The 21,916-nt window shown below is 71.0% G+C and carries 20 protein-coding genes; 10 read left to right on the plus strand and 10 right to left on the minus strand.

Annotated features, from left to right (window positions below; all coding sequences use genetic code 11):
• Positions 1–48: 48 nt before the first annotated feature.
• The 3 genes from ABZS58_RS00955 to ABZS58_RS00965 are packed head-to-tail and all read right to left on the minus strand — an operon-like array spanning position 49 to position 2,839.
• Positions 49–1,248: an SIS domain-containing protein gene (locus ABZS58_RS00955; RefSeq protein ID WP_354776779.1), complete on the minus strand. Its 1,200-nt coding sequence runs from the start codon at positions 1,246–1,248 to the stop codon at positions 49–51.
• Positions 1,249–1,253: 5 nt separating this feature from the next.
• On the minus strand, positions 1,254–1,439 hold the full coding sequence (locus ABZS58_RS00960) for a Trm112 family protein (protein ID WP_354776219.1): 186 nt from the start codon (positions 1,437–1,439) through the stop codon (positions 1,254–1,256).
• A 29-nt stretch (positions 1,440–1,468) separates the two neighbouring features.
• Positions 1,469–2,839, minus strand: coding sequence for a phosphomannomutase/phosphoglucomutase (locus tag ABZS58_RS00965; protein WP_354776221.1), 1,371 nt, complete (start codon positions 2,837–2,839; stop codon positions 1,469–1,471).
• Positions 2,840–2,961: 122 nt separating this feature from the next.
• On the opposite strand from ABZS58_RS00965, the gene ABZS58_RS00970 reads away from it, so the two are divergent.
• On the plus strand, positions 2,962–3,945 hold the full coding sequence (locus ABZS58_RS00970; protein ID WP_354776223.1) for a cation diffusion facilitator family transporter: 984 nt from the start codon (positions 2,962–2,964) through the stop codon (positions 3,943–3,945).
• On the opposite strand, the gene ABZS58_RS00975 is transcribed toward ABZS58_RS00970, so the two are convergent.
• Positions 3,917–5,341 carry an aldehyde dehydrogenase family protein gene (locus tag ABZS58_RS00975; RefSeq protein ID WP_354776225.1) on the minus strand — a complete coding sequence of 475 codons (1,425 nt, stop codon included), beginning with the start codon at positions 5,339–5,341 and terminating at the stop codon, positions 3,917–3,919. The genes ABZS58_RS00970 and ABZS58_RS00975 overlap by 29 nt on opposite strands.
• Positions 5,342–5,457: 116 nt before the next feature.
• Between ABZS58_RS00975 and ABZS58_RS00980 the strand changes: the two genes are divergently transcribed.
• From ABZS58_RS00980 to ABZS58_RS01000, 5 genes are all read left to right on the plus strand, one after another.
• Positions 5,458–6,888 (plus strand): gamma-aminobutyraldehyde dehydrogenase, encoded by a 1,431-nt coding sequence (locus tag ABZS58_RS00980; RefSeq protein ID WP_354776227.1) that lies wholly within the window; start codon positions 5,458–5,460, stop codon positions 6,886–6,888.
• Positions 6,889–8,169, plus strand: a complete 1,281-nt coding sequence (gene gabT / locus ABZS58_RS00985; RefSeq protein WP_354776229.1) for a 4-aminobutyrate--2-oxoglutarate transaminase — start codon at positions 6,889–6,891, stop codon at positions 8,167–8,169.
• A 69-nt stretch (positions 8,170–8,238) separates the two neighbouring features.
• Positions 8,239–9,513, plus strand: coding sequence for a GAF domain-containing protein (locus ABZS58_RS00990; protein WP_354776231.1), 1,275 nt, complete (start codon positions 8,239–8,241; stop codon positions 9,511–9,513).
• A 9-nt stretch (positions 9,514–9,522) separates the two neighbouring features.
• Positions 9,523–11,046 carry an aldehyde dehydrogenase gene (adh, locus tag ABZS58_RS00995; protein WP_354776233.1) on the plus strand — a complete coding sequence of 508 codons (1,524 nt, stop codon included), beginning with the start codon at positions 9,523–9,525 and terminating at the stop codon, positions 11,044–11,046.
• A gap of 3 nt (positions 11,047–11,049) precedes the next feature.
• On the plus strand, positions 11,050–11,418 hold the full coding sequence (locus ABZS58_RS01000) for a DUF779 domain-containing protein (RefSeq protein WP_354776235.1): 369 nt from the start codon (positions 11,050–11,052) through the stop codon (positions 11,416–11,418).
• Here ABZS58_RS01000 and speB read toward each other — a convergent pair.
• The 6 genes from speB to ABZS58_RS01030 all read right to left on the minus strand — a co-directional run bounded on the left by speB (position 11,401) and on the right by ABZS58_RS01030 (position 17,864).
• Positions 11,401–12,393: an agmatinase gene (gene speB, locus ABZS58_RS01005; RefSeq protein WP_354776237.1), complete on the minus strand. Its 993-nt coding sequence runs from the start codon at positions 12,391–12,393 to the stop codon at positions 11,401–11,403. The two genes, ABZS58_RS01000 and speB, sit on opposite strands and share 18 nt — an antisense overlap.
• Positions 12,390–13,586, minus strand: a complete 1,197-nt coding sequence (locus ABZS58_RS01010) for a saccharopine dehydrogenase C-terminal domain-containing protein (protein WP_354776239.1) — start codon at positions 13,584–13,586, stop codon at positions 12,390–12,392. The genes speB and ABZS58_RS01010 overlap by 4 nt, the downstream gene beginning before the upstream one ends.
• Before the next feature lie 4 nt (positions 13,587–13,590).
• Positions 13,591–14,397: an ABC transporter permease gene (locus ABZS58_RS01015; RefSeq protein ID WP_354776241.1), complete on the minus strand. Its 807-nt coding sequence runs from the start codon at positions 14,395–14,397 to the stop codon at positions 13,591–13,593.
• A complete protein-coding gene (locus tag ABZS58_RS01020; protein WP_354776243.1) occupies positions 14,397–15,302 on the minus strand; it encodes an ABC transporter permease in 906 nt (301 codons plus the stop codon). The genes ABZS58_RS01015 and ABZS58_RS01020 overlap by 1 nt, the downstream gene beginning before the upstream one ends.
• An 85-nt stretch (positions 15,303–15,387) precedes the next feature.
• Entirely contained in the window at positions 15,388–16,536 is a 1,149-nt protein-coding gene (locus tag ABZS58_RS01025; RefSeq protein ID WP_354776245.1) for an ABC transporter ATP-binding protein, read from the minus strand.
• Positions 16,537–16,628: 92 nt separating this feature from the next.
• The gene (locus ABZS58_RS01030; RefSeq protein ID WP_354776247.1) at positions 16,629–17,864 is read right to left on the minus strand and encodes a spermidine/putrescine ABC transporter substrate-binding protein; all 1,236 of its coding nucleotides are present in this window, start codon (positions 17,862–17,864) and stop codon (positions 16,629–16,631) included.
• A 229-nt stretch (positions 17,865–18,093) separates the two neighbouring features.
• Here ABZS58_RS01030 and ABZS58_RS01035 point away from each other — a divergent pair, with 229 nt between their 5' ends.
• Genes ABZS58_RS01035 through ABZS58_RS01050 form a run of 4 tightly spaced genes read left to right on the plus strand, consistent with a single transcriptional unit; the run spans position 18,094 to position 21,915 of the window.
• Positions 18,094–18,594 carry an Lrp/AsnC family transcriptional regulator gene (locus ABZS58_RS01035; RefSeq protein WP_354776249.1) on the plus strand — a complete coding sequence of 167 codons (501 nt, stop codon included), beginning with the start codon at positions 18,094–18,096 and terminating at the stop codon, positions 18,592–18,594.
• Positions 18,591–19,970, plus strand: coding sequence for an aspartate aminotransferase family protein (locus tag ABZS58_RS01040; RefSeq protein ID WP_354776251.1), 1,380 nt, complete (start codon positions 18,591–18,593; stop codon positions 19,968–19,970). The genes ABZS58_RS01035 and ABZS58_RS01040 overlap by 4 nt, the downstream gene beginning before the upstream one ends.
• On the plus strand, positions 19,955–20,572 hold the full coding sequence (locus tag ABZS58_RS01045; RefSeq protein ID WP_354776253.1) for a pyridoxamine 5'-phosphate oxidase family protein: 618 nt from the start codon (positions 19,955–19,957) through the stop codon (positions 20,570–20,572). The genes ABZS58_RS01040 and ABZS58_RS01045 overlap by 16 nt, the downstream gene beginning before the upstream one ends.
• On the plus strand, positions 20,569–21,915 hold the full coding sequence (locus ABZS58_RS01050) for an FAD-dependent oxidoreductase (protein ID WP_354776255.1): 1,347 nt from the start codon (positions 20,569–20,571) through the stop codon (positions 21,913–21,915). Before ABZS58_RS01045 ends, ABZS58_RS01050 begins: the two co-directional genes overlap by 4 nt.
• Position 21,916 lies beyond the last annotated feature (1 nt).

Consider the following 21,916-nt stretch of genomic DNA (forward strand, 5'->3'; position numbering starts at 1 on the left):
CACGAGGCTCCAAAACACGCTGCAACACGATTCGCTCGCGTGGCTCGCTCATGGACTGACCAGCTCCTTCATCTCCGAGACCGCGGGCACGGCCATCGGGTCGAAGCCGTGTGCGAGTCCAAGATAGATCGAAGCGAAGTCCGGCACAGCGACGAGAGACGCCAATCTCTCCAGCGCCGACCCGCCCTCGGCGGTGATGAGGCTGACCCGCACACCGCGGCGCTCGGCGAGCTGCTGGACGGCCTCGGCGCGCTTCTCCTCCACCGCGGAGGGCTCGCCGTCGGCCTCCTCCTCGTCCTCGGCGAGGCCCCCGTCGCGGAGCAGGACCAGCCGCAGGCGGGTGACCGACTCGTCCTCGTCGGCGGGGTCGGCGAAGATGTCGCGGCCGGCCTCGGCGAGCCCGCCGTAGACGCCGTCGAGCAGGCCGACCCGGCCGCGGCCCGCCTCGCCGAGGGCGCCGGCGACTGCCGGGTAGCGGGCGTTGGCGGCGAGGGTGTCGCCGAAGCGCCGGGCCGCGACGTTGGCCAGGGGCGAGGAGCCCCAGACGATCGGCACGGACAGCGCCAGGTCGAGCGCGAGGCTCTTGCCCGGGTTGACGAACGACTCCAGGGTCATGCGGCAGCGGTCGGCCTCGGCGTCCAGGCGTGCGGCGGTCTCCGCGAAGTCCGCCTCGTTGACCTTGACCAGGCCGAGCTGCCGGCCGGCGAGGAGCACCGGCACGGCGAGGCCCCACAGGCTGGCCCGGGCCGGGGCGCGGCGCGGCACCGGGATGAACGGCGCGCGGAAGCGGTCGGCGAGCGCGTGCAGCTGCGTGTCGGGGGCGCCGATCGCGACGAGCCGGGCGCCGCGACGACCGGCGGCCTCGGCGGCCGCGAGGGCCTCCGGGGAGCGGCCCGACGCGGACACGGCGATGACGACGTCGGCGGCGCCGACCCAGCCGGGGATGCCGGCGCTGCGGTGCGCGAGCACCGGCACCGGGCAGCGCGGGCCCGCCACCGTCTCCAGGATGTCGCCGGTGCGGGCGGCGGTGCCCACCCCGGCGACGACGACCGCCCGCGGGCGCCCCTCGTCGGCCAGGGCGCTCAGGTCGGTCTCCGCCGCAAGGGCCGCCGACTCGCGCACCTGCGCACCCGCGGACGCGGTGGCGCGCAGCATGCCGCCCGGGTCGCTGCGCTCCAGGGCGGCGGCGTCGTCGAGCAGCGACAGGTCGATCTCGCGGTGCCCGCGGACGCCCGCGGTGCCTTCCAGGGGGTTCACTCGGCACCACTCTCGGGGGAACGGGCCTCGTCGAGCAGGAGCACCGGGATGCCGTCCCGGATCTCGAAGATCCGCCCGCATTGCGTGCAGGTCAGCGTCTGCGCCTCCTCGTCGAGGGTCAGCTCGGCGTGGTGCTCGTCCGGGCAGCGCAGGATGGAAAGCAGGGCGGGGTCGACGGACACGACTCTTCCAACTCCTTCAGGCAGCATCGTCAGCGGCGGATGACGGCAAGCATCGCATCGCGCAGCTCCGCCATCCGCTCAGCGGTCGGCGCCTCAACGTTAAGCCGCAGCAGCGGCTCCGTGTTGGACGGGCGGACACTGACCCAGCTGCCGTCGGGGAAGTCCAGCGTGATCCCGTCGAGGTGGTCGACCGGCACCGGATACGCCGCCTGGATCTCGGCCAGCTTCGCGGCCGGGTCGGCGACCGTCGAGTTGATCTCCCCGGAGTCCGCGTAGCGGACGTAGTCCTTGGTCAGCGCCGAGAGCGGGGCGGCCTGGGCGCCGAGCATCGCGAGGGTGTGCATCGCGGCGAGCATGCCGGTGTCGGCGCCCCAGAAGTCGCGGAAGTAGTAGTGCGCGGAGTGCTCGCCGCCGAACACCGCGCCCGTCGTGGCCATCTCGGCCTTGATGAACGAGTGCCCGACGCGGGTGCGCACCGGGACGCCGCCGTGCTCGCGCACGATCTCCGGCACGGCCCGGGAGGTGATGAGGTTGTGGATGATCGTGGCGCCCGGGGCCTTCGCCAGCTCCCGCACCGCGACCATCGACGTGATCGTCGAGGGTGAGACGGCCTCGCCGCGCTCGTCGACGACGAAGCACCGGTCGGCGTCGCCGTCGAAGGCCAGGCCCAGGTCGGCGCCGGTCTGCCGGACCTTCGCCTGCAGGTCGACCAGGTTGGCCGGCTCGAGGGGGTTGGCCTCGTGGTTGGGGAACGAGCCGTCCAGCTCGAAGTACAGCGGGATGATCGTCAGCGGCAGGCCCTCGCCGAGCACGGCCGGCACCGTGTAGCCGCCCATGCCGTTGCCCGCGTCGACGACCACGGTCAGCGGCCGGATGCCGCTCAGGTCGACCAGACCGCGCAGGTAGGCCGAATAGCCCGCCAGCATGCCGCGCTGCTCGATCCCGCCGACCCGCCCGCCGGACGGCGCCTCGCCGCGGCCCTCCAGGATCGCCTGCGCACGCTCGCGGACCTCGGTGAGACCCGAGTCCTGACCGACCGGCTTCGCGCCCCGCTTGCAGAGTTTGATGCCGTTGTACTGCGCGGGATTGTGACTGGCGGTGAACATGGCGCCGGGCAGGTCGAGCGTGCCGGACGCGAAATACAGCAGGTCCGTGGAGCCCAGCCCCGACTCGACGACGTCGGCGCCCTCGGCCTGCACGCCAGCGGCGAACGCGGCCGCGAGGGCCGGACCCGACTCGCGCATGTCGTGCGCGGTCACCACGCGCTCCGCGAACTCCCCCCGGCTACGCAGCGTCTGCACGAACGCGCGGCCGAGCGCCTCCGCGACCGGCTCGTTGAGCTGGTCGGGCACCGTCCCCCGCACGTCGTAGGCCTTGACGATCCGGCTCAGGTCGATCACAGTCCGCGCTCCTGTCGTGGTCGCTGTCCTCTGTCGAAGCCTAGTGCGGCGACGATCCGCGTACCGGTCAGTCCGCAGTTGCCGGTGTTAGTTCACGTCACGGGTGTGGTATCAGCATGGTCGTGGCCGAGGAAGGTAGCTCCAAGAGGGCGATCATCGCCGCGTTCGCCGCCAATCTCGGCATCGCGGTCAGCAAATTCGTCGCGTTCCTCTTCACGGGGTCCTCGGCGCTGCTGGCGGAGGCCGTGCACTCGGTCGCCGACACCGCCAACCAGCTGCTGCTGCTCATCGGCGGGCGACGGGCGAAGCGGGTCGCCTCGCCCCTGCACCCCTTCGGCTACCAGCGCTTCCGCTACTTCTACGGCTTCCTGGTGACGCTCGTCATCTTCCTTGTCGGCGGCGTCTTCGCCCTGTTCGAGGGATGGGAGAAGCTGCACTCCCCGGAGCCGGTCGAGTCGCCGATCTGGGCCTTCGCGGTGCTCGGGGTGTCGATCGTGCTGGAGGGCTTCTCGCTGCGCACGGCCGTGCACGAGGCGCAGCCGGAGCGGCGCGGGCTGCCGTGGCTGCGCTTCATCCGGACCACCCGGTCGCCTGAGCTGCCGGTGGTGATCGCCGAGGACTTCGGGGCATTGACCGGTCTGCTCTTCGCCACGGTCGGGATCACCCTCGCCGTGGTCACCGGCGACGGGCGCTGGGACGCGGTCGGCACCATCGCCATCGGCATCCTGCTGGTCATCATCTCGATCACCCTGTCGACGCGGATGCGCAGCCTGCTGATCGGCGAGTCCGCCGACCAGGAGACGCTGCGCCGGATCGAGACCGCGATCGAGGCCGAGCCGCTGGTCGAGCGCATGATCCACCTGCGGACCATGCACCTGGGCCCGGACCAGCTGCTGATCGCGGCCAAGGTCGCCTTCGCCGCCGGCGAGACCGTGGCGCACGTGTCGGCGGCGATCAACAGCGCCGAGACCCGCATCCGAGAGGACCTGGATGACGAGTGCTTCATCTTCCTGGAGCCCGACGTCTGGGACCAGCGCCTGCACGAGACGGAGGCCAGGCCGCCGGGCTCCGCGGCGCCTACAGCTGCAGACCCGTCAGCACCATGACGCGCTCCTCGGTGTAGTCGGCCATGGCGCTGGCGAGACCCTCCCGGCCGATGCCGCTGGCCTTGGCGCCGCCGTAGGGCATCTGGTCGGCGCGGTAGCTGGGGACGTCACCGATGACGATGCCGCCGACGTCGAGGACGCGGTGCGCCTCGAAGGCGCGGTCGAGGCGCCGGGTGAAGACGCCGGCCTGCAGGCCGAACTGCGAGTCGTTGACCGCGGCGAGACCTGCCTCGTCGGAGGCGACCCGCTCCAGCACCAGGACGGGGCCGAAGACCTCCTCGCACACGACCTTCGCGTCGCGGGGCACCCCGGTCAGGACGGTCGGGGCGTAGGCGGCGCCGTCGCGGGTGCCGCCGGTCAGCATCTTCGCGCCGGCCGCGACGGCCTCGGCGACCCAGGACTCGACCCGCTGCGCGGCGGCCTCGCTGATCATCGGGCCGACGTCGGTGGCGTCCTCCCACGGCGAGCCGGTCACCTGGGCCTCGACCGCCGCGACGAGCTGGTCGGTGAGCGCGTCGAAGTGCCGGTCGTGGACGTAGACGCGCTGCACGGCGATGCAGCTCTGCCCGGCCTGGTAGTTGGAGAATGTGGCGACGCGGGTCGCGGCCCAGGCCAGGTCGTCCCAGTCCTCGCAGACGAGGACCGCGGCGTTGCCGCCGAGCTCCAGGGTGACGTGCTTGCGCGGCACCGCCTCGCGGATCTGCCAGCCGACCGGGCCGGAGCCGGTGAAGGACACCACCGGCAGGCGCGGGTCGGCGACGAGGGCCGGCGCCCGGTCGTTGGGGATCGGGACGACCGACCACATGCCAGCCGGCAGGTCGGTCTCGGCGAGGATCTCGCCGAGCAGCAGCGCGCTGAGCGGGGTCGCCGGGGCGGGCTTCAGCACCATCGGCGCGCCGACCGCGATCGCCGGGGCGACCTTGTGGGCGACCAGGTTGAGCGGGAAGTTGAACGGCGCGATGCCGAGCACCGCACCCTTCGGCACCCGCTTGACCAGCGCCATCCTGCCTGTCGCGGCGGGGTCGGTGTCGAGGCGCTGCACGGCGCCGGAGAAGCGGCGGGCCTCCTCGGCGGCCCAGCGGAACGTGGACACCGCCCGGCCGACCTCGCCGCGCGACCACTTCAGGGGTTTGCCGTTCTCCCCGGTGATCAGCCGGGCGATCTCCTCGGCGCGCTCCTTGAGCCGGGCGCTCACGTGGTCCAGGGCGGCGGCGCGGACACTGGCGGGCAGGGCGGCGGCCTCGGCGCGGACCGCCGAGGCGGCCGCGACGGCCTCCTCGACCTGCGCGGGGGTGGCGTTGGAGGTGCTGCCGACCACGCGGCCGTCGAACGGGTGGCGGATCTCGACGGCGTCGTCGCTGGTCGCCGGTCGGCCGGCGATGTAGAACGGGATCACACCTGCCAGCCTACGCCGCCGGAAGCCTGTTCACGACGCGGAAACAGTTGCTCAAGGGGTTGTGCACTGCGGAATCGGTGGAAGGATGTGCCTGCCGGCACTCAAAGGAGTGGACAATGACCAAGCAACTGCAGAACTTCATCGACGGCGCCTACGTGGCGCCCGCCGACGGCCGTTACTCGGACCTGATCGACCCGTCGACCGGTGAGGTGTTCGCCTCGGCGCCGGTCTCCGGCGAGGCCGACGTCGACCGGGCCGTCAAGGCGGCCGGCCGGGCGTTCGAGTCCTGGCGGGACAGCACCCCCGCGGAGCGGCAGCGGGCGCTGCTGAAGCTCGCCGACGCGATGGAGGACCGCGCCGCCGAGCTCATCGACGCCGAATGCCAGAACACGGGCAAGCCCCGGGCGCTCACCACCAGCGACGAGCTGCCCCCGGCCGTCGACCAGGTCCGGTTCTTCGCCGGCGCCGCCCGCGTCCTGGAGGGCAAGTCCGCCGGGGAGTACATGCAGGGCCACACCAGCTATGTGCGCCGCGAGCCGATCGGCGTCTGCGCGCAGGTGACCCCGTGGAACTACCCGCTGATGATGGCCATCTGGAAGATCGCGCCGGCGCTCGCCGCGGGCAACACCGTCGTGCTCAAGCCGTCGGACACCACCCCGGTGTCCTCCCTGCTGCTGGCCGAGCTGGCCGCGGAGTTCCTGCCGCCGGGCGTGCTCAACGTCGTCACCGGCGACCGGGACACCGGCCGGGCCCTCGTGTCGCACCCGATCCCGCAGTTCGTGTCGATCACCGGCTCGGTCCGCGCGGGCCGTGAGGTCGCCGGCGCCGCCGCGCCCATGCTCAAGCGCACCCACCTGGAGCTCGGTGGCAAGGCGCCGGTCGTGGTCTTCGACGACGCCGACCTCGCCGCCGCGGCCGAGGCGATCGCGGTCGCCGGCTACTTCAACGCCGGCCAGGACTGCACCGCCGCCACCCGGGTGCTCGCCGGCCCCGGCATCTACGACGACTTCGTGGCCGCGATCGCCGAGCAGGCCGCCGCGACGAAGACCGGCGCGCCCGACGACGAGGACGTGCTCTACGGCCCGCTCAACAACGCGAACCAGCTGGCCCGGGTCGCCGGCTTCCTGGACCGGCTGCCGGACCACGCGAAGCTGAACGCCGGCGGCGCGCGGGTCGGCGACAAGGGGTACTTCTACTCCCCCACCGTCGTGTCCGGCCTGCGCCAGGACGACGAGATCATCCAGGACGAGGTCTTCGGGCCCGTCATCACCGTGCAGCGCTTCACCGACGAGGACGAGGCCGTCCGCTGGGCCAACGGCGTGGAGTACGGGCTGTCCTCCTCCGTCTGGACCAAGGACCACGGCCGGGCGATGCGGATGACCCGCCGGCTCGACTTCGGCTGCGTGTGGGTCAACGCCCACATCCCGATCGTCGCGGAGATGCCGCACGGCGGTTTCAAGTCCTCCGGCTACGGAAAGGACCTGTCCATGTACGGGCTGGAGGACTACACCCGCATCAAGCACGTCATGCACAACATCGAGCTGTAGATGACGATCTCCGAGGACATCCACCAGCGCAGGACCTCTGCGGTCGCCCGCGGCGTCGGCAGCATGATCTCGTCCTACGTGGACCACGCGTCGGGCGGCACGCTGTCCGACGTGGACGGCCGCGAGTGGATCGACATGGCCGCCGGCATCGCCGTCACCAACGTCGGCAACGCCGCGCCGAAGGTGGTCGAGGCGGTGCGGCGGCAGGTCGAGCGCTTCACCCACACCTGCTTCATGATCGCGCCGTACGAGAGCTACGTCGCGGTGTGCGAGCAGCTCAACGCGCTGACCCCGGGCACGTTCGAGAAGCGCTCCGCGCTGTTCAACTCCGGCGCCGAGGCGGTGGAGAACGCGGTGAAGATCGCCCGGCACGCCACCGGGCGGCAGGCCGTGGTGGTGTTCGACCACGCGTACCACGGCCGCACCAACCTCACGATGGCGCTGACCGCGAAGGCCATGCCCTACAAGCACGGCTTCGGCCCGTTCGCCGGCGAGATCTACCGGGTGCCGATGTCCTACCCGCTGCGCGACGGGCTCTCCGGACCCGACGCGGCGGCCCTGGCGATCGGCATGATCGAGAAGCAGGTCGGCGCGGACCAGGTCGCCGCCGTGCTCATCGAGCCGGTCCAGGGCGAGGGCGGTTTCATCGTCCCGGCACCGGGGTTCCTGCCCGCGCTGGCCGCGTGGGCGCGGTCCAGCGGGGCGATGTTCGTCGCCGACGAGATCCAGACCGGCTTCTGCCGCACCGGCGAGTGGTTCGCCTCCACGCACGAGGGGGTCGAGCCGGACCTCATCACCACGGCGAAGGGCATCGCCGGCGGACTGCCGCTCGCGGCGGTGACCGGCCGGGCCGAGGTCATGGACGCCGTGCACGTCGGCGGTCTCGGCGGCACGTACGGTGGCAACCCCATCGCCTGCGCGGCGGCCCTGGCCTCGATCGAGACGATGCGGGAGCTGGACCTGCCCGCCTCGGCGCGACGGATCGAGTCGGTCATGCGACCGCGCCTGGAATCCCTCGCCGCCGCGCACCCGGAGATCGGCGAGGTCCGCGGGCGGGGCGCCATGCTCGCCCTGGAGATCGTCGTGCCGGGGTCCACCGGCGCGTTCGGGCCGGCCCCGGACGCGGCGAGGACCGCGGCGGTCCAGAAGGCGGCGCACGAGGCCGGCCTGCTGCTGCTGACCTGCGGCACGTACGGCAACGTGATCCGCTTCCTGCCGCCGCTGGTCATGGACGACGCCACCCTCGGCCGCGCGCTGGACATCGTGGAGTCGGTGCTCTAGACGATCCGCCGGTGCCCCTCACCAAAGGGGCACTGGCGGATCATGCGTGACCCGGGTCACTATGGGGCGATGCGGAATCCCTGGTTGGCGTTGCGCGCCGGCGCCGACCCGCGGGAGCGGATCCGGCAGATGGGCGCCGCCCACGACGCGTTCCTGGCGGGTGCGGGCGCCGCCACCGGCGTGCGCGGCGTGGTCGCCGACTCGTGGCGCCGCAGCGCCGCAGCGCACCTGGATCCCGACGCCGCCGCACCCGTCGACCTGAGCTCCCTGGAGGAGTACCGGGCGACCCACCCGCTGCGGCACACCCTGCCGCTCTTCCGCGACCTGCTCGGCAGCATCGCCGAGGACGGCGACCATCTCATGGCGATCTGCGACGCGCATGGGCGGCTGCTGTGGGTCGAGGGGCACAGCACCGTCATGCGCAAGGCGGAGGCGATGAACTTCGTCGCCGGCGCACACTGGGACGAGGCGCACGCCGGCACCAACGCGCCGGGCACCGCCGTCGCCGTCGACCACGCCGTGCAGATCTTCGCGACCGAGCACTTCAGCCGGCGGGCCCAGCCGTGGACGTGCTCCGCCGCGCCGATCCACGACCCGCGCACCGGGCTGCTGCTCGGCGCCGTCGACGTGACCGGCGGCGACCACCTGGCCAACCCGCACAGCCTCGCGCTGGTCCAGGCGACCGCCCGCGCCGCCGAGGCGCACCTGGCGACGTTGCCGCCGTCGGTGCGGTGTGGGCGGTTCGCCGCCCTCGGCCGGGACGAGGGCGTGCTGAGCGCGGGCGGAAGGTCCTCGAAGCTCGGCCGGCGGCACAGTGAGCTGCTGGTGCTGCTGCTGCAGCACCCGGAGGGGCTCACCGGCGACCAGCTCGGCCTGGAGCTCTACGGCGACGAGCTCAACCCGGTGACCGTGCGGGCCGAACTGTCCAGGTTGCGCCGGATTCTCGGGCCGCTGCTGTCATCCCGGCCCTACCGGCTCCAGGAGCCCGTGACCGGCGACTTCCAGGACGTGACGGCGCTGCTGCGACGCGGCGACGTGCCCGCGGCCATGCGGGCCTACGACGGCCCCCTCCTGCCGGGCTCGGACGCGCCGGGGATCGTCCGGCTGCGGCGCCTCGTCGAGGGGCAGCTCCGGGCGGCGGTGCGCGCCTCCCACGACCCCGCGCTCCTCGACGCGTGGACCCGCACCCCCTGGGGCTCGGACGACCTGTGGATGTGGGAGGCCCTGGCCACGGCGCTCCCGCCGGGTTCGCCGCGCGCGGCGATGGCGCTGGACCGGATCCGGCAGCTCGGCGACGAGTACGCGCCGGCGGACGCAACGTGGTTGCAACGTTCCCGTAACTAGCGTCCACGCATGACCCGTTACGCAGCACCCGGCCAGGACGGGGCACTGGTGACGTTCCAGCCCCGATACGACCACTGGATCGGCGGCGAGTACGTCAAGCCCGCCCGCGGTCAGTACTTCGAGAACCCCTCCCCCGTGACCGGCGAGACGTTCTGCGAGATCGCCCGCGGGACCGCGGAGGACGTCGAGGCCGCCCTCGACGCCGCGCACGGCGCCGCCGACGCCTGGGGCCGCACCTCCGTCGCCGACCGCGCCAACATCCTCAACCGGATCGCGGACCGGATGGAGGCCAACCTGGAGCTCCTCGCCGTCGCCGAGACCTGGGAGAACGGCAAGCCGATCCGGGAGACCCTCGCCGCCGACATCCCCCTGGCGATCGACCACTTCCGCTACTTCGCCGGCGCCATCCGGGCCCAGGAGGGCAGCCTCGGCGAGATCGACGACGACACCGTCGCGTATCACTTCCACGAGCCGCTCGGCGTGGTCGCGCAGATCATCCCGTGGAACTTCCCGATCCTGATGGCGACGTGGAAGCTGGCGCCGGCCCTGGCCGCCGGCAACGCGGTCGTGCTCAAGCCCGCCGAGCAGACCCCCGCCTCGATCCATGTCCTGATGGGCCTGATCGCCGACCTGCTCCCGCCGGGCGTGGTCAACATCGTCAACGGCTTCGGCGTCGAGGCCGGCAAGCCCCTCGCCAGCAGCCCGCGGGTCGCGAAGGTCGCCTTCACCGGCGAGACCACGACCGGGCGGCTGATCATGCAGTACGCCAGCGAGAACATCAAACCGGTCACCCTGGAGCTCGGCGGGAAGTCGCCGAACATCTTCTTCGACGACGTGAGCAGCTCCGACGACGCGTTCTTCGACAAGGCCCTGGAGGGCTTCGCGATGTTCGCGCTCAACCAGGGCGAGGTCTGCACCTGCCCGTCGCGCGGGCTCGTCCAGCAGGGGCACTACGCGGACTTCATGAGCGCCGCCGTCGACCGGGTGAAGGCCATCAAGCAGGGCCACCCGCTGGACACCGACACCATGATCGGCGCGCAGGCGTCCAACGACCAGCTGGAGAAGATCCTCTCGTACCTCGACATCGGCCGGCAGGAGGGCGCGAAGGTCCTCATCGGTGGCGAGCGCGCCGACCTGGGCGGTGAGCTCGCCGGTGGGTACTACGTGCAGCCGACCGTCTTCGAGGGCGACAACGCGATGCGGATCTTCCAGGAGGAGATCTTCGGCCCGGTGGTGTCGGTGACCTCGTTCGCCGACTTCGCCGACGCCATCAAGATCGCCAACGACACGCTGTACGGCCTGGGCGCCGGCGTCTGGACCCGCGACACCAACACCGCCTACCGAGCGGGCCGGGCCATCCAGGCCGGTCGCGTGTGGACGAACTGCTACCACGCCTACCCGGCGCACGCCGCGTTCGGTGGATACAAGCAGTCCGGCATCGGCCGGGAGAACCACAAGATGATGCTGGAGCACTACCAGCAGACGAAGAACCTCCTGGTGAACTACTCGCCCAACAAGCTCGGGTTCTTCTAAGCCATGTCCCGGGTAGACGTCACGCCCGCGGCGGCCGAGCTCATGCGGTCGCTGCGGGGCACCCACGGCCCGCTGATGTTCCACCAGTCCGGCGGCTGCTGCGACGGCAGCTCGCCCATGTGCTACCTGGAGGGCGAGTTCCGCACCGGCTCGTCGGACGTGCTGCTGGAGTCGCTGCGGATCGAGGGCGTCGAGGAGCCGATCACGTTCTGGATGTCGAAGTCGCAGTTCGAGCTGTGGAAGCACACCCACCTCACCGTCGACGTCGTCCCCGGACGCGGCAGCGGCTTCTCCCTGGAGGCCCCGGAGGGCGTCCGCTTCCTGATCCGGTCCCGGCTGCTCACCGAGGCCGAGCTAGCGGCCCTGCAGTAGCGGCTGCCGGGGGTCCCAGGGGTCGCCGCGGCGGCGCCTGGCGATGGCGGACAGCGCTTCGAGCACGACGCGGTTGGCGAGGTACGCGGTGATCTCGGCGTGGTCGTACGGTGGCGACACCTCGACCACGTCGACGCCGACGACCGGCAGCTCGTAGCAGCAGCGGCGGACCGCGTCGAGGAGCTGCCGGGAGGTGAGGCCGCCGGGCTCGGGGGTGCCGGTGCCCGGGGCCATGCCGGGGTCGACCACGTCGACGTCGACGGACAGGAAGACGCCGTCGCAGTCGTCGGTCGCGATCGTGAACGCCTCCGTGAGGCACTCGTCCAGGCCACGGGCGACGATCTCGGTCATCTCGTAGGACCGCATCCGCTGCTCGGCCATCCAGTCCAGCGTGGCCGGGCCCGGCCAGTACCCACGCAGACCGAGCTGCAGGAAGCGGTCGCCGCGCACGGCGCCGGACTCGATGAGCCGGCGCATCGGCTGGCCGTGCCCGACGAGGGAGCCGAACTCGGTGTCGCCGGTGTCGGCGTGCGCGTCGAAGTGGACCATCGACACCCTGCCGTGACCGATGTGCCGGGCCACGCCGGTGGCGTCCGGCCAGGCGATCGTGTGGTCGCCGCCGAGGATCACCGGGACGGCGCCGGTGGCGGCGACCGCGAAGACCGCGTCTTCCAGCGAAGCGACGGAGCCGGCCGCGTCGCCCGAGAACATCTCGACGTCGCCGGCGTCGTAGACCCGCAGGTCCTGCAGCGGGTCTACGCGCAGCGCGAGGGACGGGCGGGAGCCGTCGTGGGCGAGGTAGCAGGCCTGCCGGATGGCGCCCGGGCCGAAGCGCGTCCCGGGCCGGTGCGAGGTGCCGCCGTCGAAGGGCGCCCCGATGATGACCACGTCCGCCGCGGGCAGATCCGCGAGGTCGCACGGGGGCACGCCGAGGAACGTGACGTCGGGTCCGTACATCGGCCCGTATCTGGTCATTTTTCCTGCATACCCCACGGCGAGCCGTATGCGGTGAGCAACTCCAGGAACGGCTTCGGCGGCATCGCCTCCGGTCCCAGCACGCCACGGCCGGACCACGCCCCGGAGGCGAGGAGCTCCAGGGCCACCACCGGGTTGATCGCCGTCTGCCACACGACGGCCTGGGAGCCGTACTCGGCCATCGACCAGGCGTTGTCGACGACGTGGTACAGGTAGACGCTCCGAGCGGCGCCGGACTTGTCCAGGCCGGTGACGAGCGTGCCGGCGCAGGTCTTGCCGTGCATGCGGTCGCCGAGCCCGGCCGGGTCGGGCAGGCAGGCGGCGACCACGTCGCGCGGGGCGACCTCGACGCCGCCGACCCGGACCTTCCTGGTCGAGTCGAGGCCGAGCTTGTGCAGCGTCTTGAGCACGTCGATGAACTCGTCGCCGAGGCCGTACTTGAACGTGACCCGGCGGCAGTCGACCCAGCGCGGGATGAGCAGGACCTCTTCGTGCTCGACGTTGACGCACTCGACGGGCCCGATGCCCGCCGGGAAGTCGAACACCTCGGGCTCGGAGAACGGCGCCGTGGTGAACCAGCCGCGGTCCCGCTCCCACACGACGGGCGGGTTCAGGCACTCCTCGATCGTCGTCCAGATGGAGAACGAGGGCGCGAAGTCGTAGCCGTCGACGACGAGGTTCGCGCCGTCGCGGACGCCGACCTCGTGGACCTCGCTGAAGAGCTCGTCGGCGGCGTACCGGGCGAAGACGTCGGACAGGCCGGGCTCGACGCCGATGCCCACGAGGGCGAGGCGGTCCGAGGCCTCCCACTGCCCGGCGGCGGCGAACTGCTCGTCACCCAGCTTCACCCCGGTTTCGGTGTACGGCGACGACGGGTGCGGCTTCGACAGCGACATCGCCATGTCGAGGTAGTGCGCGCCGGCGGCGAACGCCCCCTCGAAGATCGGCATGACGAAGCGGGGATCCACGGCGTTGAGCACGTGCGTGATCCGGTTGGCGCGGCACAGCTCCTCGACGGCGGATGCGGACGACGCGTCGACCTGGACCGCCGTGAAGCGGGCGTCGGCCACCGCCGCCCGCGCGCGGTCGAGGGAGTAGTCGGCGACGACGCAGGCCTCGAAGAAGTCCCGGCGGGCGGCGATGCGCACGGCGGCGGAGCCAACGCCGCCGGCGCCGACGATGAGCAGTCGCATGCAGTTACGCCTTTCGCCGACGCATGTTGGGGATCTGGCCGATCAGCACGACCAGGAAGGAGATGACGAACATGCCGGTGCCGATCACGTTGATCTGCGGCGGGATGCCCCGCTGGGAGGCGCCCCAGACGAACATCGGGAACGTGACGGTGCTGCCGGAGTTGAAGTTGGTGACGATGAAGTCGTCGAAGGACAGCGAGAACGACAGCAGCGCCGCCGCCACGATGCCGGGCATCACGAGGGGCAGCGTGACCCGCAGGAAGGTCTGCACCTCGTTGGCGTAGAGGTCCATCGCCGCCTCCTGCAGCCGCGGGTCGAGCCCGGCGAGGCGGGCCTTGACGGTGACGACCACGAAGGACAGGCAGAACATGATGTGGGCGATGACGATCGTCCAGAAGCCGAGCTGCACGCCCGAGGCGACGAACAGCGCCAGCAGCGAGGAGCCCATGACGATCTCGGGCGTCGCCATCGGCAGGAAGATCAGGGTGTTGGTCGCGGCCCGGCCCCGGAACGTGTGGCGGGCCAGGGCGAAGGACATGAGCGTGCCGAGGATGACGGCGCCGAGCGTGGCCAGCGCCGCGATGACGATGCTGAGCCAGAAGGCGTCGCCGATGCCGGCGGTGCCGAACGGGTCGGCCCAGTGCGCCCAGGTGAACTTGTAGTTCTCCAGCGAGTAGGGCGCGTTGCGGCCGGCGTCGCGGAACGACATGGCGGCGACGACGCCGATCGGGACGAACAGGTAGAACAGCACGAGCAGGCCGATCGCCATGACCCAGTGGTCGGCGACGGAGCGGCGTAGGCGATGCAGCATCAGAGCACCTCATCCGTTCCCGCGCGCCGCACGTAGACGAAGACCAGGACCAGGATCGCGGCCATGAGCGTGAACGACAGCGCGGCGGCGTTCGGGTAGTCGCCGACCCTGAGGAACTTCGACTGGATGACGTTGCCGATCATGTACTGCCGGTTGGTGCCGAGCAGCTGCGCGTTGATGTAGTCGCCGGCGGCGGGGATGAACGTGAGCAGCGTGCCGGCGACGACGCCCGGCATCGACAGCGGCAGCGCGACCCTGGTGAAGCGGGCGACCGGCCGGGCGTAGAGGTCGCCGGCGGCCTCCAGCAGGCGCGGGTCGAGCTTCTCCAGGCTGGCGTACAGCGGCAGCACCATGAACGGCAGGAAGTTGTAGACCAGACCGGCGATCACGGCGGGGGTGGTCGCGAGCAGCCGGCCGTCGGGCAGCGGCACGTGCAGCGTGTTGAGGGTCGTCACCAGCCAGCCGTTGTCCGACAGGATGACCTTCCACGCGAGGGTGCGGATCAGGAAGCTGGTGAAGAACGGCGCGATCACGCAGATCAGCAGCAGGTTCTTCCACCGGCCGCCCTTGAGCGCGATCGCATAGGCCAGCGGGTAGCCGAGCAGCACGCAGATCACGGTGGTCAGGGCGGCGTAGCCGAGCGAGCGCAGGAAGTGCGGCAGGTATTCGCTGGCGGCGTCGGCGTAGTTGCTGAACTGCCACGTCATCGCGTAGCCCTCTTCGAGCGAGCCGCTCGGGTCGTAGAGGCTGGTCGCGAAGAGCTGGATCGACGGCACCGCGAAGAACAGGATCAGCCACAGGCCGCCGGGCAGCAGCAGCAGATACGGCAGCCAGCGTTTCCTCGGTTTCTCGAGTTTCGCCGGTGTACCGGCGGCGCCCGCCCCGACATGCCCCAGCGCACTCATGCCGTCACCTCCGCTGCGCTCCGGCGCCGGCCTGAGCCAACACTGCGCCCATGATGAGCGGCCACTCCGCTGCGCTCCGGCCCACTCATGCGAGTGCCTCGGCGTCCACGACCGGCGCCACCGTCTGCCCTTCGGGACGCGACAGCAGGAACGCGTGCTCGGGCCGCCAGTGCACCGTCACCTCGCTGGCCACCGCCAGCGGGGCGGCGATGCCGGAGTTGGGCACGAAGACGGTGAGCTCGTCGCCCCACGGGGCGCGCACCAGGTACTGGGTGCTGACGCCGACGTAGGAGGAGTCGGTGATCAGCCCGGTGACGGACTGGTGCCCCGCCGGGACCTTGTCCAGTCCCGCCGCGAGGTGCATCTTCTCGGGCCGAACGCCGAGCCACACCGAGCCGTCCGCGGCGCGGGTCCGGGTGGCGGGCACCGAGAAGCGGGCGTCGTGCGACTCGACCAGGACGTCGTCGCCGGACCGGCCGGTGACGGTGCCGGCGAAGAGGTTGGACTGGCCGAGGAAGTTGGCGACGAACGCGGTGCCGGGGAAGTCGTACATCTCCACGGGGCTGCCGAGCTGTTCGATCTTCCCGGCGTTCATGACGGCGACCGTGTCGGCCATCGTCATGGCCTCCTCCTGGTCGTGGGTCACGTGCACGAAGGTGATGCCGACCTCGGTCTGGATCCGCTTGAGCTCGACCTGCATCTGCCGGCGCAGCTTCAGGTCGAGGGCGCCGAGCGGCTCGTCGAGCAGCAGCACCTGCGGCTGGTTGATCAGGGCCCGGGCGAGCGCGACCCGCTGCTGCTGCCCGCCGGACAGCTGCGACGGCTTGCGCTTGCCGAAGCCGTCGAGGTCGACCAGGCGGAGCATCCGCTCCACCTGGTCGGCGACGCCTTTGACGCCGCGCCGGCGCAGGCCGAACGCGACGTTGTCGGTGATGCTCAGGTGCGGGAAGAGCGCGTAGCTCTGGAACACCGTGTTGACGGGACGCTTGTAGGGCCGCAGCCGGGTCACGTCCTGGTCGCCGAGCAGGATACGGCCGGTCGTCGGCTCCTCGAGCCCGGCGATCATCCGCAGGGTCGTGGTCTTGCCGCAGCCGGAGGCGCCGAGCAGGGCGAAGAACGATCCCTGGGGCACCGTCAGGCTGAGGTCGTCGACGGCCGTGAAGGCGCCGAACGACTTCGTCACGCCGACCAGGTCGAGGTCGGCACCGCTGTCACCGTGTCGCTGCTCAGTCACGACATCACCTCCGCTGCGCTCCGGCGCCGCCCTGACTCAAGGCTGAGCTGGCTGATGCCCGGTTCTCCGCTCCGCTCCGCACCGGACATGTATCAGGCTCCCGAGATCGCTTCGAACTTCGCCGAGAACTTCTTGTCCTCTTCCTCGGTCAGGGCCTTGAAGCCCTTGGTCTTGGCGAGGGTGGCCGCGTCCGGGAAGATCAGCGGGTTGTTGGCCAGGTCCGGGTCGAGCTTCTGCATCTCGTCCTGCGCGCCCTGGACCGGGCAGATGTAGTTGACGTAGGCCGCCAGCTCCGCCGCGACCGCCGGGTCGTAGTAGTAGTCGATGAGCTGCTCGACGTTGCCCTTGTGGGTCGCTGTCGACGGGATCAGGATGTTGTCCGACCACAGCATCAGGCCCGACTCGGGCGTGACGAACTTGACGTCCTCGTTCTCGGCGCTGAGCTGGATCACGTCGCCGGACCATGCGATGCAGGCGGCGATGTCGCCCTTGTTCAGGTCTTCCTTGTAGTCGTTGCCGGTGAACTTGCGGATCTGGCCCGAGTCCACGGCCTTCTTCAGCTTGTCCAGCGCGGCGTCGAACTCGGCGTCGGTGACCGTGCCCGGGTCCTTGCCCTGCGACATGAGGATCAGCCCGACGGTGTCGCGCATCTCCGACAGCACCGCCACCTTGCCCTTGAGGTCGGCGCGGGTGAGCAGCTCGTCGATGGTGCGGATCTCTTTGGTCGCCTTCGCGTTGTAGGCCATGCCGGTCAGGCCGGACTGCCACGGCGCGGCGAACTTCATGTCCTTGTCCCACGGCCGGTTCTTCAGCGTGGCGAGGGCGTTCTTGGTGAAGTTCGGCGTCTTGGTGTTGTCGAACGCCTGGACCCAGCCGAGCCCGACGACACGGGAGGCCATCCAGTCGGTGAGGACCATGACGTCCCGGTCGATCGACTGGCAGGCCTGCAGCTGGTTGCGCACCTTGCCGAAGAACTCGTTGTTGTCGTTGACGTCTTCGTTGTACGTGACGGCGATGCCGGTCTTGGCGGCGAACGCGTCGAGCGTCGGCCGCTTCTTCTCGTCCTTCTCGTCGACGTCGACGTACAGGGGCCAGTTGGAGAAGGTGAGCTTCTTCTCGGTCGCGGAGACGTCGGTGGCGGTGCACGCCGCCTTCTCGGCCTCCGACTTCTTCGCGGGCTTCGTGCCGCACGCGGCGAGGGCGCCGCCCGTCGCGATGAACGCTCCACCGGCGAACAGGCCTCGCATCAGGGTCCGGCGCGACAGGCCGGTGGCATTGAGGACAGCGGCCGCTTCGGGCGAGAGCGGCGGGCGAGAGGGGTTTCGCACGAGGGCTCCTACGGATCTCGGGCCGGAACCTTGGGGGCGGTAACCGACGACCGATCCTGACACGCGGTGCCACCACAGACAAGGGATTCCGTCGTCACGATCGGGCCGCACAACGAAAAGCGCCATATGGTCAAAGTGGGGTTACGGTCGTCATCCCCCTGAAACACTGCCCCGAAGGAGCACTGGTTCCAGGGGGATCACGAATCCGCAGATCTCTCGTTTCCAGGCTATGGAATTAGTTGCCAACAGCGGGTCCTTGGGCAAGAATCCACACGTGACCGAGCCCGTCCTCGACGACGTCAACAAGCGGATCATCGAGCAGCTGCAGCGCGATGGTCGCATGTCCTATGCCGCCTTGGCCAAGGTCGTGGGCCTGTCGGAGGCGGCGGTCCGGCAGCGCGTGCAGCGGCTGCTGGACACCGGCGTCATGCAGATCGTGGCCGTCACCGATCCGCTGACCCTCGGCTTCGCCCGCCAGGTCATGATCGGCCTCAAGGTCGAGGGCGACCTGCGGCCGGTGGCCAAGGCCCTGGCCGCGGTGCCGGAGATCGACTACGTGGTGATCTGCGCCGGGGGCTACGACCTGCTCGTCGAGCTCGTCTGCACCGACGACGAGCACCTGCTCAACCTGCTCAACGACATGATCCGATGCATTCCCGGGGTCACCGCTACGGAGACCTTCGTCTATCTCAAACTCGCCAAGCAGACCTATGCGTGGGGGACCCGATGACCGACCAGCAGCCCGACGCCGCCCGCCTGGACCAGGCCGCCCGTGACCACCTCTGGATGCACTTCACCCGCCTGTCGGCCTACGCCGACGCCCCGGTGCCGGTGATCGTCCGCGGCGACGGCCCATACATCTACGACAGCAACGGCAAGCGGTATCTCGACGGCCTCGCCGGGCTGTTCGTGGTGCAGACCGGCCACGGCCGGCAGGAGCTCGCCGACGCCGCCGCCAAGCAGGCCTCCGAGCTGGCGTACTTCCCCCTGTGGTCCTACGGGCACCCGAAGGCGATCGAGCTGGCCGACCGGCTCGCCGACCTGGCCCCCGGCGACCTGAACCGGGTCTTCTTCACCACCGGCGGCTCCGAGGCCGTCGAGAGCGCGTGGAAGCTGGCCCGCTCCTACTTCAAGCACACCGGCAAACCGATGAAGACCAAGGTGCTGTCCCGCTCGATCGCCTACCACGGCACGTCGATGGGCGCCCTGTCGATCACCGGCATCCCCGTGCTCAAGCAGGAGTTCGAGCCCCTCGTCCCGGGCGCGTTCCGGGTGCCGAACACCAACTTCTACCGCCGCCCCGACCAGTCGATGACCGAGGAGCAGTTCGGGATCTGGGCCGCGGACCGCATCGCCGAGGCGATCGAGTTCGAGGGCCCGGAAACCGTCGCCGCGGTCTACCTGGAGCCGGTGCAGAACGCCGGCGGCTGCTTCCCGCCGCCGGCCGGCTACTTCCAGCGGGTCCGCGAGATCTGCGACCGGTATGACGTGCTGCTCGTGTCCGACGAGGTCATCTGCGCGTTCGGCCGGCTCGGCGAGTACTTCGGCGCCACCCGCTTCGGCTACCAGCCCGACATCATCACCGTCGCGAAGGGCCTCACCTCGGGCTACGTGCCGCTCGGCGCGATGCTCGCCTCGGAGCGCCTCGCGGAGCCGTTCCTGTCCGGGTCCAACTGGTTCGCCCACGGCATCACCTACGGCGGCCACCCCGTCGGCTCGGCCGTGGCGCTGGCCAACCTCGACATCTTCGAGCGCGAGGACCTCAACGCGCACGTGCGGACCAACTCGCCGCTCTTCCGGTCCTACCTGGAGCGCCTGTACGACCTGCCGATCGTCGGCGACGTGCGCGGCGACGGGTACTTCTTCGGCATCGAGCTGGTGAAGGACAAGGAGACCAAGGAGACCTTCAACGAGGAGGAGTCCGAGGCGCTGCTGCGCGGCTTCCTGTCCAAGGCGCTCTTCGACGCCGGGCTCTACTGCCGCGCCGACGACCGGGGCGACCCGGTGATCCAGCTGGCGCCGCCGCTGATCTGCGACGAGAGCCACTTCATCGAGATCGAGCAGATCCTGCGCTCGGTGCTGACCGAGGCATGGGCACGCCTCTAGACCGGGGCACGGACCGGGGCACGGACCGCACGCGGGTCCGCCGGCTTCCCGAGCTCCAGGTCGACGACGTCGCGGTGCTGCACGGCATTCTCGACGCGGGGACGGTCGGCCACCTCTCGATCGTCCACGATGGACAGCCGTACGCGATCCCCGTCGCGTACGGCCGGTCCGGCTCGACGGTGCTCTTCCACGGCTCCACCGGCAGCCGGCTCTTCCGCACGCTCGCCGGCGGCGCGCCGTGCTGCTTCACCGTCACGCTGCTGGACGGCCTGGTGCTGGCCCGCAGCGCGTTCGAGACCTCGATGCACTACCGGTCGGTGATGGTCCTCGGCTCGTGCACGGTCGTGGAGGACAAGCTGCCGGCCCTGTCCGTGATCAGCGAGCACATCGTGCCCGGCCGCTGGGCGCTCGTCCGGCCGCCGTCACGCAAGGAACTGGCCGCCACCCTGGTGCTCGCCCTGGCCTTGGACGAAGTGTCGGTCAAGGTGAGCGACGGCCCGCCGAGCACTTCCCCCGAGGACGCGGGGTTCGAGCCCTGGACGGGGGTAGTGCCGTTTCGCGTTGCACGTGGCGAACCCATCGAGTGCGAGGAGGAAGCATGAGTTTCTGGATGTCCGCGCTCGGTACGGTCCCGCCGCGCGCCCCGTTGTCCGGCGACGACGACGCCGACGTGGTGATCGTCGGCGCCGGATACACGGGACTGTGGACGGCGTACTACCTCGCGAAGGCCGACCCGGCGCTGCGGATCGTGGTGCTGGAGGCCGAGACCGCGGGATTCGGAGCCAGCGGCCGCAACGGCGGCTGGTGCTCGGCGCTGTTCCCCAAGTCGGTGCCGGCGCTCGCCCGCACGCACGGCCTGCCCGCCGCGCTCGCGCTCAACGCCGCGATGGAGTCCACAGTGGACGAGGTCGGGCGGGTCGCGGCGGCGGAAGGCATCGACTGCGACTACGCCAAGGGCGGCACCGTCGTCCTGGCCCGGTCGGCGGTACAGCTGGAGCGGGCGCGACATGAGGTCGCCGAGGCGCAGGAGCTCGGCATCGACCTGCGGCTGCTCTCCTCCGAGGAGGCCTTCGAGCGGGTCGGCGCGACGGACGTGCTCGGCGGGACCTACACGCCGCACTGTGCGGCGATCCAGCCGGCGAAGCTCGTGCGGGGGCTGGCGGCCGCCGTCGAGCGGCTCGGGGTGCGGATCTACGAGGGGACGCCGGTCTCGTCGATCACCGCCGGGCGCGCCGACACTCCACACGGGACGGTGCGGGCGCCGATCGTGGTGCGCGCCACCGAGGGCTTCACCCCGCGGCTGCCGGGCATGCGGCGGGCGATCGCGCCGGTCTACTCGCTGATGATCGCGACGGAGCCGTTACCCGCGTCGTTCTGGGCCTCGGCCGGACTCGCGCACCGGGAGACGTTCTCCGATCACCGGCACCTCATCATCTACGGGCAGCGCACCGCCGACGACCGGCTCGCGTTCGGGGGGCGGGGCGCGCCCTACCACTTCGGGTCGGCGGTCGCGCCGTCGTTCGACGCCTCGCCGCGGGTGTTCGCGGAGCTACGGCGGGTCCTGGTCGAGCTCTTCCCGGCGCTCGGCTCCTTCGAGGTCGCCCACGCGTGGGGCGGGCCGCTGGGGATCGCGCGGGACTGGATGGCGTCCGTCGGGCTCGACCCGGTCACGGGGCTGGCGTGGGCGGGCGGCTACGTGGGTGACGGGGTGGGGACGTCCAACCTCGCCGGTCGTACACTCGCCGACCTGATCATGAAGGTCGACTCGCCGCTGGTCGGCCTGCCCTGGGTGGGGCACCGCTCGCCGCGCTGGGAGCCCGAGCCGTTGCGGTGGCTGGGGGTCAACACCAGCCTGCGGGTGATGACCGGCGCCGACGCGTCGGAGTCCAGGACCGGACGGCCGTCGCGGCGGGCCGCGCTGATGGCGCGGGTGCTCGGTGGGTGAG

Source organism: Dactylosporangium sp. NPDC005555, from assembly GCF_040605635.1.
Lineage (GTDB): Bacteria > Actinomycetota > Actinomycetes > Mycobacteriales > Micromonosporaceae > Dactylosporangium.

Bases quoted from the DNA above. Each gene is read 5' to 3' on its own strand.
- ABZS58_RS01035 (WP_354776249.1), top strand. From the start codon at position 18,094: ATGGAATTAGTTGCCAACAGCGGGTCCTTGGGCAAGAATCCACACGTG.
- gabT (WP_354776229.1), top strand. From the start codon at position 6,889: ATGACGATCTCCGAGGACATCCACCAGCGCAGGACCTCTGCGGTCGCC.
- ABZS58_RS00980 (WP_354776227.1), top strand. From the start codon at position 5,458: ATGACCAAGCAACTGCAGAACTTCATCGACGGCGCCTACGTGGCGCCC.
- speB (WP_354776237.1), bottom strand. From the start codon at position 12,393: ATGACCAGATACGGGCCGATGTACGGACCCGACGTCACGTTCCTCGGC.
- ABZS58_RS01020 (WP_354776243.1), bottom strand. From the start codon at position 15,302: ATGAGTGCGCTGGGGCATGTCGGGGCGGGCGCCGCCGGTACACCGGCG.
- ABZS58_RS01000 (WP_354776235.1), top strand. From the start codon at position 11,050: ATGTCCCGGGTAGACGTCACGCCCGCGGCGGCCGAGCTCATGCGGTCG.
- ABZS58_RS01045 (WP_354776253.1), top strand. From the start codon at position 19,955: ATGGGCACGCCTCTAGACCGGGGCACGGACCGGGGCACGGACCGCACG.
- ABZS58_RS01040 (WP_354776251.1), top strand. From the start codon at position 18,591: ATGACCGACCAGCAGCCCGACGCCGCCCGCCTGGACCAGGCCGCCCGT.
- ABZS58_RS01050 (WP_354776255.1), top strand. From the start codon at position 20,569: ATGAGTTTCTGGATGTCCGCGCTCGGTACGGTCCCGCCGCGCGCCCCG.
- ABZS58_RS01015 (WP_354776241.1), bottom strand. From the start codon at position 14,397: ATGCTGCATCGCCTACGCCGCTCCGTCGCCGACCACTGGGTCATGGCG.
- ABZS58_RS00990 (WP_354776231.1), top strand. From the start codon at position 8,239: ATGCGGAATCCCTGGTTGGCGTTGCGCGCCGGCGCCGACCCGCGGGAG.
- ABZS58_RS01010 (WP_354776239.1), bottom strand. From the start codon at position 13,586: ATGCGACTGCTCATCGTCGGCGCCGGCGGCGTTGGCTCCGCCGCCGTG.
- adh (WP_354776233.1), top strand. From the start codon at position 9,523: ATGACCCGTTACGCAGCACCCGGCCAGGACGGGGCACTGGTGACGTTC.